Origin of the sequence: Candidatus Erwinia haradaeae, from assembly GCF_900699015.1 — a bacterium.
GTDB classification, from domain to species: domain Bacteria; phylum Pseudomonadota; class Gammaproteobacteria; order Enterobacterales; family Enterobacteriaceae; genus Erwinia_E; species Erwinia_E haradaeae_E.
Genome location: NZ_LR217737.1, coordinates 411,928 through 428,709 on the forward strand (window position 1 = coordinate 411,928; position 16,782 = coordinate 428,709).

Annotated in this window: 7 protein-coding genes; 4 read left to right on the plus strand and 3 right to left on the minus strand. The window is 27.0% G+C overall.

Features of this window, described 5'->3' with window-relative positions; translation table 11 throughout:
- The first annotated feature begins 442 nt into the window (after positions 1–442).
- Together ERCIPICE3303_RS01155 and ERCIPICE3303_RS01160 are read left to right on the plus strand one after the other, a co-directional pair.
- Positions 443–1,039: a UbiX family flavin prenyltransferase gene (locus ERCIPICE3303_RS01155; protein ID WP_157991288.1), complete on the plus strand. Its 597-nt coding sequence runs from the start codon at positions 443–445 to the stop codon at positions 1,037–1,039.
- A 653-nt stretch (positions 1,040–1,692) separates the two neighbouring features.
- Complete coding sequence (locus ERCIPICE3303_RS01160) at positions 1,693–2,322, plus strand: DsbA family protein (RefSeq protein WP_157990921.1); 630 nt, start codon at positions 1,693–1,695, stop codon at positions 2,320–2,322.
- Positions 2,323–2,873: 551 nt separating this feature from the next.
- Here the strand turns inward: ERCIPICE3303_RS01160 and folK are convergent.
- Together folK and pcnB are read right to left on the minus strand one after the other, a co-directional pair.
- Entirely contained in the window at positions 2,874–3,374 is a 501-nt protein-coding gene (gene folK / locus ERCIPICE3303_RS01165) for a 2-amino-4-hydroxy-6-hydroxymethyldihydropteridine diphosphokinase (RefSeq protein WP_157991289.1), read from the minus strand.
- A gap of 17 nt (positions 3,375–3,391) precedes the next feature.
- The gene (gene pcnB, locus ERCIPICE3303_RS01170; protein WP_416046616.1) at positions 3,392–4,798 is read right to left on the minus strand and encodes a polynucleotide adenylyltransferase PcnB; all 1,407 of its coding nucleotides are present in this window, start codon (positions 4,796–4,798) and stop codon (positions 3,392–3,394) included.
- Positions 4,799–10,845: 6,047 nt separating this feature from the next.
- Here pcnB and glmU point away from each other — a divergent pair.
- Positions 10,846–12,216, plus strand: coding sequence for a bifunctional UDP-N-acetylglucosamine diphosphorylase/glucosamine-1-phosphate N-acetyltransferase GlmU (gene glmU / locus ERCIPICE3303_RS01175; protein WP_157990922.1), 1,371 nt, complete (start codon positions 10,846–10,848; stop codon positions 12,214–12,216).
- A 159-nt stretch (positions 12,217–12,375) separates the two neighbouring features.
- Positions 12,376–14,205: a glutamine--fructose-6-phosphate transaminase (isomerizing) gene (gene glmS / locus ERCIPICE3303_RS01180; protein ID WP_157990923.1), complete on the plus strand. Its 1,830-nt coding sequence runs from the start codon at positions 12,376–12,378 to the stop codon at positions 14,203–14,205.
- Between the two features lie 75 nt (positions 14,206–14,280).
- Here the strand turns inward: glmS and fumC are convergent, their stop codons facing one another.
- Entirely contained in the window at positions 14,281–15,672 is a 1,392-nt protein-coding gene (fumC, locus tag ERCIPICE3303_RS01185; RefSeq protein ID WP_157990924.1) for a class II fumarate hydratase, read from the minus strand.
- Between the last annotated feature and the right edge of the window lie 1,110 nt (positions 15,673–16,782).

The window sequence follows — 16,782 nt, forward strand, 5'->3', positions numbered from 1 at the left end:
TGGATGATATTCATAGTGTATTGTTGAGTAAAAATGATACTATAATATAGTTAAGTAGATGTTATCTCTTACTTTGAAGAGATGCTGAATTTTCATTATATCAAGATATAATTGTATGATAATATTTTATTTTTTTAGTTCTTTATTTAATAGATCATTAAATCTTTTATTATGAAATAAACTATATAGTAATGTGATTAATATGTATTATGATTTTTATTTTTGTAAGAGAGCTTTAGTATGGTTTTAGTTAGATAGATATAGAAATTTTATTGGTGTAGAAATGGGTCTAATTTTTTATAGTTAGGATCTAAGTTCTTGTTTATAAAGATATTTAGATTATATTTTATGTTTATCAATATCAATATTCAGTAATATGACCCGAATGAGCACTAAAGTTCGTAAGATGTTTTTCTATACAATTAGGGTTGGGATAGATGGTATGAAGCGATTGATCGTGGGTATCTCTGGTGCAAGTGGAATTATTTATGGTATACGAATTTTACAGATTTTACAACATGTGAATGATATTGAAACGCATCTTGTTATGAGTGAAGCAGCCCATCAAACACTACTGCTTGAAAGTGATTATTCAGTAAATGATGTTCATGCTATGGCCGATGTGGTGCATGATGTTCATGACATTGCGGCGAGCATCTCTTCTGGATCATTTAAAACTAGCGGTATGGTGATATTACCTTGTTCTATAAAAACCTTATCTGCTATTGTACATAGCTATCATAATGGGCTTATGATTCGTTCTGCTGATGTAGTATTAAAAGAAAAACGCCGTCTAGTTTTATGTGTACGAGAAACTCCACTACATCTTGGACATCTTCGTATGATGACTATAGCATCGGAGATAGGTGCTATTATTATGCCTCCAATAGTTGCATTTTATCATCGTCCTCATAATGTAATGAGTGTTATTGATCAAACAGTAAATCGTGTTTTAGATCAGTTTGACATTAAGCTCAAGAATGATCTTTTTACTCGTTGGGAAGATGGATCATCTAGTCCACTTAGAGAAATAGATTAATTATGACTTCATTTATAATGAATACTGTAGAATAGTTCTTTTAACTACAAAATAACATAAAAGATAAATTAATAAATTTATATTAGGTATGGTATAATCATAGATACCATCTAATATGGTGTTAGATAAAAATATTTACTTATGAATTGATGATGAGAACATATGTTTCATAAATTAATAGATAATAGGATATGTATTTTTTAATTTTTTAGGAAAATTTTTTAATGAACTGAATCAGCAGTGTAATTGATTTAAATTCCAGTTTTATATATTATAGTAATTTTACATATTAATATCGTGTTTTACAAGAAAAATAATTTATATTTTCTGTTCCATTCTTAAAAGAATTGTTTTCTAAATCATAGATAGTTGTATTTAGCATTATATTTATGTGTATATTTATATCTTATATTAGAATTTTATAGATAGGATAATAAGATAGTCATCTTATTATCTCTTCATCTCAAAAATATTTTTCATTTTTAAGAACAAGATTAATTTATAGTTATGTAGTTCAACATAAACTTGGAATAATGATTTTTAGTAATTAACGAGTCTTGTATATTTAAGTATTTGCATTGTATAAGTGTACCAACTATAGGATGGTTAGCATATCTGTATTTGATATTTTCTATGAAAAGGTGGTATTTTAAATGAATAAGATTTGCGTAGTGTTATTGGGTCTATGTTTGACACTAAGCGTTTCAGCTTCTGAGTTTATAAATGGTCAACACTATATTACATTGAATACGCCTATTCCTATTGAAGCTCAAATAGTTGAATTTTTTTCATTTTATTGTCCGCATTGTTATCAGTTTGAACAATCTTGGCCTATTGGACATACTCTAAAAAGAAACTTTCCTTCTCGTGTTAAAATCATAAAGTATCACATTAGATCTCTTGGTGGGGATATGGGTCATATATTAACGCGTGTATGGGCGATGGCTATGGTTATGGGATTAGAAAATAAGGTTATTTTACCTATTTTTCATGGGATTTTATATGATCATACTATTACTGATGCAGCTTCTTTAAAAAATGTTTTTATGAAAGTTTCTGGGATAAAATCAGTAGAATATGATAGAGCTTGGAATAGTGATAAAGTAAAGTTGTTAGTAGTCCAACAAGAACAAATTGCAGGAGATATAGGTCTAAAAGGGGTCCCAACGATGTTGATTCATGGAAAATATGTGATTAATAACAGTGAGTTAGATTCTAGTTCTGTAAAGACTTATCTTCAACAATATTTTCATTTAGTAGATTTTTTGCTTGCTAAAAAATAATTAATTTAAGATTAAAAAGATGATATCTTAGATTTTTTGTTTCTCAAGGTAGATATTTAATTTTTGATTTTTTACACATCATTTTTAAAAAACTTTTTATTCAAGAGTTTAAAGTACTATGCTATATTTTATTTTTGTACAATTTTGATTGTATTATATTTAGTTAGGAATTGAGTACAATTTCAGGAAAAAATCTTTCTATTTTTTATTTTTATAATACAAGAGTAATAAATTTATATGTATAGAACAGTAAGATGAGAGAGAAAATGAATAAATTATGAGATATGAATGTAGTTATTCATAATTCTATTTAGGAGTTATAGAATTTTTAGTTTTATCTTTTCTGTTTCAGTCGTTTTTTCAAAAAAGTATAATATTCATCTGATGATTTTTAAATATAATGAACGAATAGTTTCTATATTATTATGTTGATAAGTGGTGAGATGTTTGTTATAAGACAATATTTGTAGAACATTTGTATTAGTAAATTTCTTTAATAAGTAAAAAATCAATTTTTATCGTATGTCTCATATAAAGAAATACTTTTTATTTTATGTGAGGAAGGGGGATTTCATTACACTTTTCATGGTGTTTTGATCGAAAGAATCTATTATTTCAGATAATAGTTTTCCATTTGGAAGATAAAGATTAGGGGCAATATCCAGAAGAGGTATAAGCATAAAAGCACGATTATTCATATCATAGTGTGGTACTGTTAGTCGTGGTGTATTAATTATTTTTTCTCCAAATAGCATGATATCAATATCCAGTGTACGTGGCCCCCATCGTTCAATTTGACGAACACGTCCTTGTTCTTTTTCAATATACTGTATGTGATCTAGTAACGTTTCAGATTCTAACGAAGTATCAATAGCTATTGCTATATTAAGAAAATAAGGTTGCTTAATAGGACTATAAGGAAGACTGTAATATAGTGGTGATTGTATAATTAATTGAGAATCTTGTATTTTTTTTATTTTATTAAGAGCGCTGCTAAGTTGATAAAGAGGATTAGAAAGATTGCTTCCCAGGGATAAGTAAACACGATTTATTTTTTGCATAAACTACTTTAGTTTTGTTTCGGGTACAAAGGTATGTATGTACATGGGTGGTTTGATTGACAATTTTGTAGTAGATTTTGTCGTAGAATTGTTATCATATTATGTTGTTGTGATAAAGTGGATATTTGAAATTGAGACCACCAAGCAGCAAGATTATTTAGCTCATAATTTCCTTCTACTATAGCACGCATTTTTAACAAATGGTATGCAGAGCGAAACCTAGGATGTTCTATTAATATAGATGTCTGTTTACTATCTCGGATAGATAATCGTAATTGTAAATTCCAAATATCACGTACTAAGTTAGTAATCCGTTTTGGAATTGCTAGTGAACGGCTAGCCTGATCTAATAAATCATTCATCGATATTACAAAAGCATCATAATAGGTACAGCTTTTTTCCTGGGAAATTTTCTGTGTCATCAGTAAATGAGGATACCAATAAAGTGTAGCAAATAAAAATTCTGGATTAACAGGTTTTTGATTATGGATGCGTATATCAGTTTTTTTCAACATTAAAATAATCATATGTTCTATATTATTATTAGCTTGTGTACTCAGGTAGTGCGTAATAATTGGGAAAAGTGGTTGAAATAACTGGTATTTGCATAATTGTAAGTATGTATTATAGCCATAACCAGATTGAAGAAGTTTAAGTGTTTCTTCAAATAGACGAGCTGGAGGAATATTATATAATAATTCAGAAAGATGTCGTATTGGTTGTTTAGTGTTAGAGTCAATTCTCATATTAAATCTAGTCGAAAATCGTATCACGCGTAACATGCGAACCGGGTCTTCTCGATACCTGGTTTCTGGGTCTCCAATTATGCGAATGATACCATGTTCTAAATCTCTCATTCCGCCACTATAATCGCGTATTGTACAATCAGAAAGATTATAATAAAGACTGTTAATAGTGAGATCTCGGCGTTGTGCATCGTCTTCAATAGAACCAAAGATATTATCACGCAATAACATTCCATTTTGTGTATAGCGAGTTTCACTACGATGTATTCTGTTTTTTTCTTTAGATGTATGATGGCCACGAAATGTGGAAACTTCAATAATTTCATGAGAAAAAATAATATGAGCTAGGCGAAAACGGCGTCCGACTAAACGACAGTTACGAAATAACATGCGTACTTGATCTGGTGTCGCGTTAGTTGTAATATCAAAATCTTTTGGTTTTTTATTAAGGAGTAGGTCACGCACACCACCACCAACTAGATAGGCTTCATATCCAGATTTATTTAAGCGATATATGACTTTCATAGCATTATCACTAATATTTTTGTGTAAAATATTATGGTTTGTGCTGTGAACGGTAGTCGCTTGATATACTTTTGAGATTTCAGATAGTAAACATGTCTCATGACCAAGGACGTGTCGGTAAAAATTAGAAACTCGGGTAAAAATAGGACACCTCAATAGTAATAAAATTTAGTCTATGAATGGTTGTTAATCATGATAACTGAGATCATAGATTTTTAGAATTTCATTAATACTCTAATGTATATGATAAGAGTATTGTATAATCATTTAATTCATGGTGTCTCGTATTGATTGTGATCGATTAATATTTTCTTTTATAATTATTTACAACTGATAATATACGTAGTGATTTCTGGTAAATAGTAAGATAAGTATACGATACATATCATTTATACTTTTACTTTTATTATAAAAAATTATAATAATTAATATTGATCACTTCTATCTTAATTTATTTGATAGTATTTCGATTTTTGAATTTTTTATCATATTATTGAGATTCAAAACTAGTTAGATAAATCTTTAGATCTTAACCAGGTAAGTTTCAATTACTAATTGAATTATAGATGTTCATCAGTATATACCCTGATTACGGTGTGTCTTAACTATTATATTATACTATCAATAGTTTAGACGAGGTTAAGAAGACTTACCTTTGTTTAGCATAATAAGACTGATCATATTTTTTAAAGTAAAATTATAGCAATATGATGTTTGATCTATGGAAGACTCGATCTAGTTTCATTGTTTATTCAACTGTTAGTTTTATAATTCAAATTGCTTTTATATGGTTGGAATGAAATGATAGGTGTCTAAATTATGAGAATGATTATAGATATTTTGATAGTACTTTTATTATATCGTGATATTAGAATCTATATATATTTATATAAACCAGAATTTATCTTAATAATTTAATATTCAAAAAATCTTTTGTTAGAATTTTTTAGATGCTTGTCAAATTAAATAGGAATAATTATATCAAGATAACACGATTCAATAGTAAGTAAAGTGATTCAGAATAATAAATTAAACGTGAATGCTATATGCTATGATAATAGCTATGTGTACTATGATACATATAGAGTTCTTGTTTATGACTGATGCATAACAGTTGATTACAATAGATTGTTGTGAATATACAAATAATCTTACTTATTTTAATAAGTTTAACTTATTATTAATAATATTAATATTTGGGTTGATAGTCAATAGTTGAATTTATATGTTGAGAATGAATTATGTTTAAATTGATTATAATGAGATTTATTCAGTGAATTAATTATGTAATGAGATGATTGTTAAAAATATATTTTGTAATAGAGTTATTTCATCCTTTATGGTATGGTCTAGAAGTGATAGCAATAACTAGTACTCTGTTTTACATAAGAGTTCTTATTGTTAATTTTCATTATATATAAGTCATTTTTTAAAATTAGATATAATAGTTATACTGACTGATTCTTAATCATTAATTTAGTAAGTTATTGAACAAATCAATAGAGTTCTCTCGCTTATGCTTGATAACAAAGAGAGTTAGTAATATTACAAAATATTTATTTTATTTTAGAACATTTAATTTGAGTAATATGAAATTAACATTCATATTCAATTTATATTGAATGACATTCCACTCCATAAGTTAATAGATTTAATTATGAAGAGATTAAGTTAGAATTAGAATTCTTTTTTAAATGTGTTGTTTTAATTTAGTTAATAAAGATCTTGTTTTCTATCTAAAGAGGATTATATAAATTAAAATAAATATTTGATATTTACTATCAAGATAGTAAAATATGAATATTGTAGAAGTAATGTCTTATGATTTCAGATAAAATACATTTTATATATTAGAATTAATAGATTTAAATTATTGAATTATTGTATTTATTTTCTATATTTTAATATCATATAGTATATATGATAATTTATATTAGTCAGATACAAAATATAGTCTTATATATGGCTTAAGATTAGTAATCATCTATAATACTTATTAAAGTAAAACAATGATTTTTATATATTAAAATATATTTATTTTATTCAATAAAAAATTAAATATACTATATAATATAGTTGAATCTATCTTCAATAGAGATTGATTCATAGAGTTAAGTGGTCATTATAGATACGATGACCATATCATATAATTGATATTGATATTAGTAAATATTTTATATTTACTCATTTATTCCTGTAATTTATTCAGAATAATAATAATTAATTTTAATCTCTTTTCGTCTAAAAATAGAAGATTACTTTCACAATTATAGTGTTGATAAATAACTATCTTGAAATTATATTGCAATCTATTTTTATCTATTTAATTAATTATTATTATATTATAATTTATCATTAATGTTTTTTTAATTTAATAATCTTTTATATAAAGTAAAGTAGATTGCTTAATATACAAAATAAAAGCATCAGATTTTATCTTGACTAGTAAGTCTGTGTAGTTAAATTAGTTATTACCTTTTTAAAAAAATTATAGTAGTTAACTACATAATCTTTTTTATTATTTAGTTTTAAAATATGAGTAATGGTTAACATAGTATATGAAGCATACGAGTTTTATTTTATTTAGACTATGGTCATATTTAAGAATAATATTGTATTAATATATTGTATTTTATACTCTATTTTTATTTTTGATCGGAATCATAAAAAAGAATCTTAATTTGTACTTTGAAATATATATCTAGTTTAATAAACTTTAATTAAATTTTTATAGATATGCAATATTTACATTTACTGAAGATATATATTTACTATATACTAATATAGTATATATTTTTACTTAGACAAATCAGGATGTATTTATAATTATATTAATATGTATTAGATAATGCTCATGCATAGTGAAACAATAAGATTGAAGGAATTTAAAATATGGATGGAATTAACTATTGTGATATATTATCATGGTCTTTCAATATAAGTTAAAATTTTTTATATATTTGAGTTATTTGTAAGTTAGTATTTTTATAAAAAATTACAGGTATTATGGGATAATTGGAGATAGATATTAAGCGCATATTATCGTTCATATTTTTATTCTTGGTTCTAAATATTTATAATTTATATTTTATTGTATTATAAATTTGTATTTTTTAAATAATTTCAGTATAGATTTATATATTAATCTTTTCTTTCTAGATTCACTATATATAAAGTTATTTGGTAATTTACATTAAAATAAAGTTAATTCTTATTTTATGAAAGGATTCCAGAATCGAGATAAACAGATCATTCATATATAATTTTATTAGAAAAATAAAGAGTTTCGAGTTTGTATAATATACAGATTATTAAATTTTATTTTATTTTTTTACATGATTTATTTATGTACCGTAGATATTAATGACATCATATTATAGAAACAAGAAATTTATTTGTAATAAAATTATTTATTTTAATGTTATTAATTAATTGCTTTTTTAGATAGTAGGATGTATTTATAGATATCTTCTGATTCTTGGAGCATCTATAAGGGTCTTATATTATAGATATCTTATTTCAGTAGAACTTATTATTTTATTTTTTCAAATATTTATTTTTTGTTAACCAATTTGTACTATACGAATAGTAGTGTGATGATTAGTTTTCTACTAGAATAAACTTCTAGTAATATTTTAAATATTCTGTATAATATTATTATCTCGGTTTTTAACCTAATTTTATTTGAGTTTATCGTATTAAATGAATAGAAATGTATTTTTAATTTTTATAGGTATAATATACAGAATTATATTTCACTGTAATTAAAGTAATTTATATTTCTTGAATCTATTCTATAAATAGATGTTATCTATACATCAAATTAGAAAAAAGAAAGAATTTATAAAAATATTGATTAAGTCTTTTGCATGAAAAGACTTAATCAATATTTTTATGTAAAAGGGTTGATTTATATTCACAGCAATTTTTTAGATTTTATTTAAGTTATTTCCATAGAGATTTAATATATAATTTAATTATATAATTAATAATTAAATTACCTTTATAAATTTTATCATGTAACGGTATGGGTAATCTTTGATTATTAATCAATAACGATTCTATCCTGCTATTAATCATAATTAATATTGATATTATAGATGTTTGTAAGTATAGAAAAATTATTTTTATATTGGATATAATACTATTATTGATTGAATATACAATCTTATTATTTTTATATATAGATGAAGTGGCAATAGAAATACATTAAAGAAGTTTTTTATTTTATTTTAATTAAAATTAGTTTTCTATCTTTATAGTAAGATCAATGATATTAGATGATTAATATCAATTATTATCTTTTCATTTAACTTTTCATTAAACTAATGATTAATATGATTTTATTTTTATCCCTTTATAAAATAAAACATTCATCATTTTAGTTAAATCAATATTTTTAAAATATAGATAAGTATCTATTAGTTAATACCTATATATCTAACTGTTATCTTTTAGGTATTTAAAGAATTTACAATGAAATATCACTAGTCGTCCATACAAGAAAATATTTTCTATATTAATATAAAACATAAGATAATTAACTTAAGTTTAGTCTTTATTTTTTTATAATTTTAGTTTTAATAATGTTCCAGAAACTCATAATTAAACTAAATATAATTCTAAGTAATTTTATCTATCCAATATCTGAACACAGATCAGAGATAATGAAATATTAAATTATAATCTTTAAAAATATTTAGTATTATAAAGTATTAATAATTCATGAAATAATGTCTTAAGCTCATTTTTCATATATGAAAATAATTAATATTATTAATATATTATTTAAATATTTGTATTTTACTAAAATTGTAAAATGACGATATATTCACTTTTTATTTATTAAGAAAATATTAAGTATTTTAATATATTAAGTTTATAGAAATAATACTTCTATTTATACATCTCGATTTTGTAACTAATTATACTAGAATATGATAATATTTTAATAATTGATATGGAGTAGGATCTATGAATCTGATTAATTATATTTAGGTGATTTTAATCATGACTTTATCACATAGATCTAGTCATAGATAAATTATGAGATATCTTAACAAATTTATTTACTAAGTAATTAAGAGTTAATTATAGTTTATTGATTCAGTATCTATATAGAGACAGAAATATAATTATTTATTGATAATCATCATGTATGTAATGAGTATGTATACTACACGTATAGTGATATTTTAGGTATTGAGGAATACATACCTTTGAATAATATTAATAATGACATAAATCAACAATTTTATAGCATGTTCTTTAATTAAAGAAATTAATTCTAATGTTTTATTTCATTTCTGTTAATTAATTTATCAGAGTTTTGTTTTATTGGAATTAAAATTGCAACAATGACATATATCATATCCTTGTTGATAATACATAACCATCATTATCTATTATTTTTAAATATTAAAGACTGTTTGGAATAAAACATAGATTTTACTATAGTTGTTTAAAAAAAAGAAAGATAATATGCTTTATGAGAAGGTTGATGATTCCTAAATATTCTAATTAAAAACTTATAAGATTTCATAATTTATGAATTGAAGATAAATAGATGAACATCTATAATTTTAATTGATAGGCTTATTAGAGTTGTTATAATGAAGAGTATCTTTATAGGCTATCACAGGTCATTGTGAGAACATTGTATTAGGTAATATCAATTAGATTAATTAATTGTAGTTATAATAATTCATTAGAAAAGAACTCTACTAATAATATAGTATAATAAGCAGTTCTTTTCTTAATACATTAGAATAATAAACTTACTAACTCTATTTTTTTAAATATAACTAGGTCTAATTTTTTCGTTGTTATTAACATAACATTAAAGATAGAGATTTAAGTATATTTTTAGAAATTTAACATGTGATATTGAATGTCTAGTAATTAGGAACTAGCCTGTTATTTAAGGAATTATTATTATTCAAGGTAATTAAATTATAATAAGTATTTCTATTATTTAATTGAGGTATATTTCCTTCCTGCATTCCTCACAAAGCATCTTGAATGTGTACGATAGTGATTTATGATTAAATTAAGAAATTACTCGCTCATAGAAGATGAGATAATAGCATTGAATTTAGGTGGTTAAAGTTACTATAAAAATCCAAAAATGCTATTTTGGATGACAGACGAACGTTTTTATGTATTAGATGCAATGATTAGTTAGGATGTTTATGGAAAATCGTTTAATTAGTGTTGTAATTCTTGCTGCTGGTAAAGGAACTCGTATGTACTCAGATCTACCAAAGGTACTACATTTACTAGCAGGAAAACCTATGGTTCAGTATGTAATAGATGTTTCTAAAGAAATCAATGCCCGGTGTATTAATCTGATATATGGATATTCTGGTGATCTTCTTAAAACGGTTGTTAATGATGACTCTTTAAATTGGGTGTTACAAAGAGAACAGTTAGGAACTGGTCATGCCATACAGCAAGCTGCTCCTTATTTTCATGATAATGAAGATATTTTAATATTGTATGGAGATGTCCCCTTAATTTCAAGAGATACTTTACACCGTTTACAGAAAGCCAAACCATCTGGTGGAATAGCTCTTTTAACAGTAAAACTTGATGATCCATATGGTTATGGACGAATCATCCGTCAGAATGGAAAAGTTATAGGTATTGTGGAACAGAAAGATGCGACTCCTCAGCAATTAGTAATAAATGAAATTAATACTGGTATCTTTCTTGCTAATGGATTAGAGATTAAACGTTGGTTAAATCAACTTCCTTATAATAGACAAAATGGTGAGTACTATATTACTGATATTATAGCGCTTGCGCATCGTTCTGGTTGTTATATTGAAACAGTCTACCCAGAACGTATAACTGAAATTACTGGTGTGAATAACCGTCTTCAGCTTGCTAATTTAGAGCGTATTTACCAAGTGGAATTAGCAGAAAAATTCCTTGTAGAAGGAGGTATGCTGCAGGATTTAACTCGTTTTGATTTACGTGGTACATTAAAGCACGGTCGTGATGTGGTAATCGATACTAATGTGATTATTGAGGGTACCGTTATACTTGGTAATCGAGTAAAAATTGGGACTGGTTGTGTAATCAAAAATAGCTTAATTTCTGATGATAGTATCATTCATCCTTACAGTGTCATTGATGGTTCTCAATTAGAACCACGATCCAGGGTTGGTCCATTTGCTCATTTACGCCCAGGTAGCAAGTTAGGAACAAGTTCCCATGTTGGCAGTTTTGTGGAAATTAAGAATACAATGCTTGGTTCCGGATCTAAATCAGCGCATTTAAGTTATCTTGGGGACGCGGAGATCGGCGTTAATGTAAATATCGGAGCAGGTACTATTACTTGTAATTATGATGGTATAAATAAATCGAAGACTATTATTGGTGATGGTGTTTTTGTTGGTTCAGATACTCAGTTTATTGCCCCAGTTAATGTTGGATCAGGTGTGACTGTTGCTGCTGGTAGCACCATTATAAGAGATGTGCCTTCTAACGGGTTAGTATATAACCGGAAAGAGCAAATATTTGATGTTAATTGGAAGAAACCAAAAAAGAAAAATTAAGTATGGATTAATTTTTCTTAATTGAACATAGTGTAGTAGTGATATTAGTACCAGTGTTAGCGACTAGTGACTATTGAAAGGATTTCGAATCTACTGGATATTTTAATCAGAAGATAACCCTCAGAGTTTATTGACTATCACGCCAGGAAACTTATCTTTATGTGTGGAATTATTGGTGCAATTTCGTATCGTAATATTGTAGGAATTTTACTTGATGGATTGCGACGTCTTCAATATCGGGGTTATGATTCTTCTGGTTTAGCTGTGATGGATCTGACTGGAGAGTTGATTCGTCTTCGTCGTCTTGGAGGAGTACAGAATTTAATTAATGCGGTAGAAAATACTGTTTTATCAGGCAGTATTGGTATTGCGCATACACGTTGGGCCACACATGGAAAACCGGCAGAAATAAACGCGCATCCACATATATCATTTGATATTAGTATAGTGCATAATGGAATTATTGAGAATTATCAGTCTATATATAGACAGTTAAAAGTATGGGGTTATACATGTTTGTCAGAAACTGATACAGAAGTAGTAGCTCATTTAGTACATTGGGAAGGGCAAAAAGGTGGTTCATTATTAGAAGTAGTACAACGTGTTCTTCCGTGTCTTCGTGGTACATATGGTATGGTTATTTTAGATAGTCGAATGCCAGATAGGTTGATTGCCGCGCGTTCGGGTAGTCCTTTGGTTATTGGTTGTGGTATCGATGAAAATTTTATAGGATCAGATCCTATAGCATTACTACCAATGACGCGTCGATTAATTTATTTAGAAGAAGGTGATGTAGCACAAATTACATCATCTAGTATTATGATTTTTGATCGCTCTGGTAATAGTGTGCATCGTTGTGAAATTACCTCTAACATACAACATGATGCAGGAAATAAAGGAGCTTATAACCATTATATGCAGAAAGAAATTTATGAGCAGCCTAGGGTAATTAAAAAGAGGCTAAAAGGTCATCTTAGAAATAATAAAATTAACTTCCCTGAGTTAGGTTCAGAAAACGAAATACTACTAAAAAACTTACAACATATCCAGATTGTAGCTTGTGGTACTTCATATAATGCAGGTATGGTAGCAAAATACTGGTTCGAATCATTCATTCAAGTACCCTGTGATGTTGACATTGCTTCTGAATTTCGTTATAGACAACCTGTAGTACGACATAATAGCTTTTTGATAACTTTATCTCAGTCTGGAGAAACTGCTGACACCCTAGCAGCACTACGTCTTTCAAAAAAAATGAGTTATCTAGGATCTTTAGCGATTTGTAATGTACCTAGTTCTTCTTTGGTACGTGAATCTGATTTAGTTCTTATGACTCAAGCAGGTTCAGAAATTGGTGTTGCATCGACCAAGTCTTTTACAACTCAGTTGACTGTTCTGTTAATGCTACTAGCAAAAATTAGTTATTTGAAAGGTATGAAACCTGAGATTGAAAAGAGCATTGTCGATGCTCTTAAGGTATTACCTTATCGAATTAATCAGATGTTATTGCAAAATGAATTAATGGTTGATTTAGCAAAAGATTTTATTCATAAAGAAAATGTTTTATTTCTGGGAAGAGGCGCTCAATATCCAATTGCAATGGAAGGGGCTTTGAAACTAAAAGAGATCTCTTATATTCATGCGGAAGCATATGCTGCTGGCGAATTAAAGCACGGACCTCTTGCATTAATTGATAATAATATGCCAGTTATCGTTATTGCACCAGATAATAAGCTTTTAGAAAAAATAAAATCAAATATAGAAGAAGTTCGTGCTCGTGGTGGTTTATTATACGTTTTTACTAACGCTCAATTTGGTTGTTCTAACATTGAGAGAATGCGTATTATTTCTTTACCATATGTTGAAGACATTACGACACCAATTTCTTATATTGTACCATTGCAATTACTTAGCTATCATATAGCTTTACTCAAAGGAAACAATGTAGATCAACCAAGAAATCTGGCGAAATCAGTAACAGTAGAATAAAAATATCAGGATTATAGTATAAATATTTGATTTGTAAAGATTGTCTCTTAAATTTAGAGAATTAACTGTTCAATATTATTGTATACCAATCATTTTCTGAGGTTGAACCCAGGTGTCAAATTCTTCGGGGGTAAGATATCCAAGTTGTATCGCAGCTTCTTTTAATTTTAATCCTTCTTTATGTGCTTTGTTAGCTATCTCTGCTGCCTTATCATATCCAATATGGGTATTGAGTGCAGTGACAAGCATCAATGATTCATTTAGAAAATGTGCAATACGAGTATGATTTGGTATAATCCCTTGTGCACAGTGTTGATTAAAGCTATTGATACCATCGGATAAAATCCGTATAGACTGTAAAAAATTATAAATAATCATAGGTCGATAAACATTTAATTCCAAGTTTCCTGATGCTCCTCCTATACTGATAGCTACGTCATTACCCATAATTTGACAGCAAATCATTGTTAGTGCTTCGCACTGAGTTGGATTAACTTTACCTGGCATAATAGAGCTACCTGGCTCATTTTCAGGAAGTATTATTTCACCAATTCCACAGCGTGGACCGGAGGCAAGTAATCGTATATCATTACTAATCTTCATTAGAGAGACTGCTAGTCCTTTAAGTGCTCCATGTGAATTGACTATAGCATCACAGGTTGCTAGAGCTTCAAATTTATTTACTGCGGTTATGAAATTTATACCAGTAATTGAAGATAACTCCTTAGCAACACTTACAGCATACTCAGGATGAGTATTTAGACCATTTCCAACAGCTGTCCCTCCTATAGCGAGTTCTGAAAGATAAGGTATACTATTGATAATATGATTCAGATTGTGTTTTAGCATTGCAGCCCACCCTGAGAATTCTTGCCCTAATGTCAACGGCGTAGCATCTTGTAAATGCGTTCGTCCAGTTTTAATTATATCTTGAAAGTCTACTGATTTGAGGTAGAGTGTATTTTTGAGCATTTTGATAGATGGAATTAACTTTTTATATAGGGCTGTAACTGCCGCAATATGCATGGCAGAGGGGAACACATCGTTAGAACTCTGACTATGATTTACATGATCATTTGGGTGCACTAATCGTAATATACCTCGCTCTCCTCCTAAAATTTCGCTAGCGCGATTAGCTAATACCTCATTCATATTCATATTAGTTTGTGTTCCAGATCCAGTCTGCCAGATTGATAGTGGAAATTGATTCCAGTGTTGATTACTAATTATTTCATCAGCTGCTTGAATAACTGCATGTGCAATATTAAGAGGTAAAGCGCCTAAATCTGCATTAACTTTAGCTGCAGCACGTTTGACTAACGCTAACGCATATATAAATTCTAGAGGCATTTTTTCTGTAGAGATTAAAAAATATGATAATGAACGTTGTGTTTGTGCCCCCCAAAGTTGATCTGAAGATATTGCTATAGTTCCCATAGAATCTTTTTCAATACGAATTTTTGGCATTATCAAATTCCTTAAATATTTCTATTAGCATAATATACTTCTGTATTATTAATACAGATGTGAATTACGGTATAGTTATATGCTATAATATAATTATATTTTTAAATAATTTTAAAATAGTTTAGTCATCATTTCATAAAATTATTGTTACAGTGATTTATAATATCTAAAATGAAGTCTTCTTAGCTAGAATTCACATAGGATCTATAATGCAGAATAAAATACTAATTATATTGAAGTTATTCATTATACCTATAATGTAGCAAATCTATACGGAATTGATGAAATGTTTTTGATATATCACATGATGATATCAAATTCATTATGAATCATGTAATCAAGTAAGAATAATTATAATTTCATTACCGTGATTAATTCTAAATTTAAAAAATGTGTATAGATTACCTAAATAGATTTCTTTTTATATTTAGATTTACAGTAGTTTATGACAGTAGAGGAACAAAGAAGATATACATGGATTATTTATTCTTGAAAGATAGAATAAAATTTTAAAAGTTTAGAGCAGATCCTATCTATAAAATACAGAAAATTATTAGATTAAGTTGGGCTCGATCGATGTAATAGGTCGAAAGCATAATAATGCAAAAGATATAGCCTATTGCTTGATCAGAAAGATTAATTTTATCAATTTAATATATAGTCTATTAAAATCATTAATAAAGTTAGAACAGTGTGTCCTGTCATTAAAATGATAATTAAAATATCTGATTACAATATCGTTATCATATCTATTGCACTATCATAATTAGTTTTATAATATCGCCCATGGTGTATAGGAAGGTCAAATAGTAGTTATTCAATTGTGAATTATACATGTATGAATTAGATCTTTCGTTCATTTTTTTAAAAAATTATAAATATCATTATTTATGTATTTTATAAATATACTATTTATTTTTTTAATCTTTAGTATTTATTATTCTCACACTGATTATAGAACAAGTGTGTTATTTAGTATTTTTACTTGAGTTTCCATATTAATAATCATTAGTCAATATGGTCAGTCATTCATAAATATTTTCTAATTTTCACTTCTTAATGAATAGTAAAATATTTTGATTGTTCATCATATGCATTCTTCTATAATAT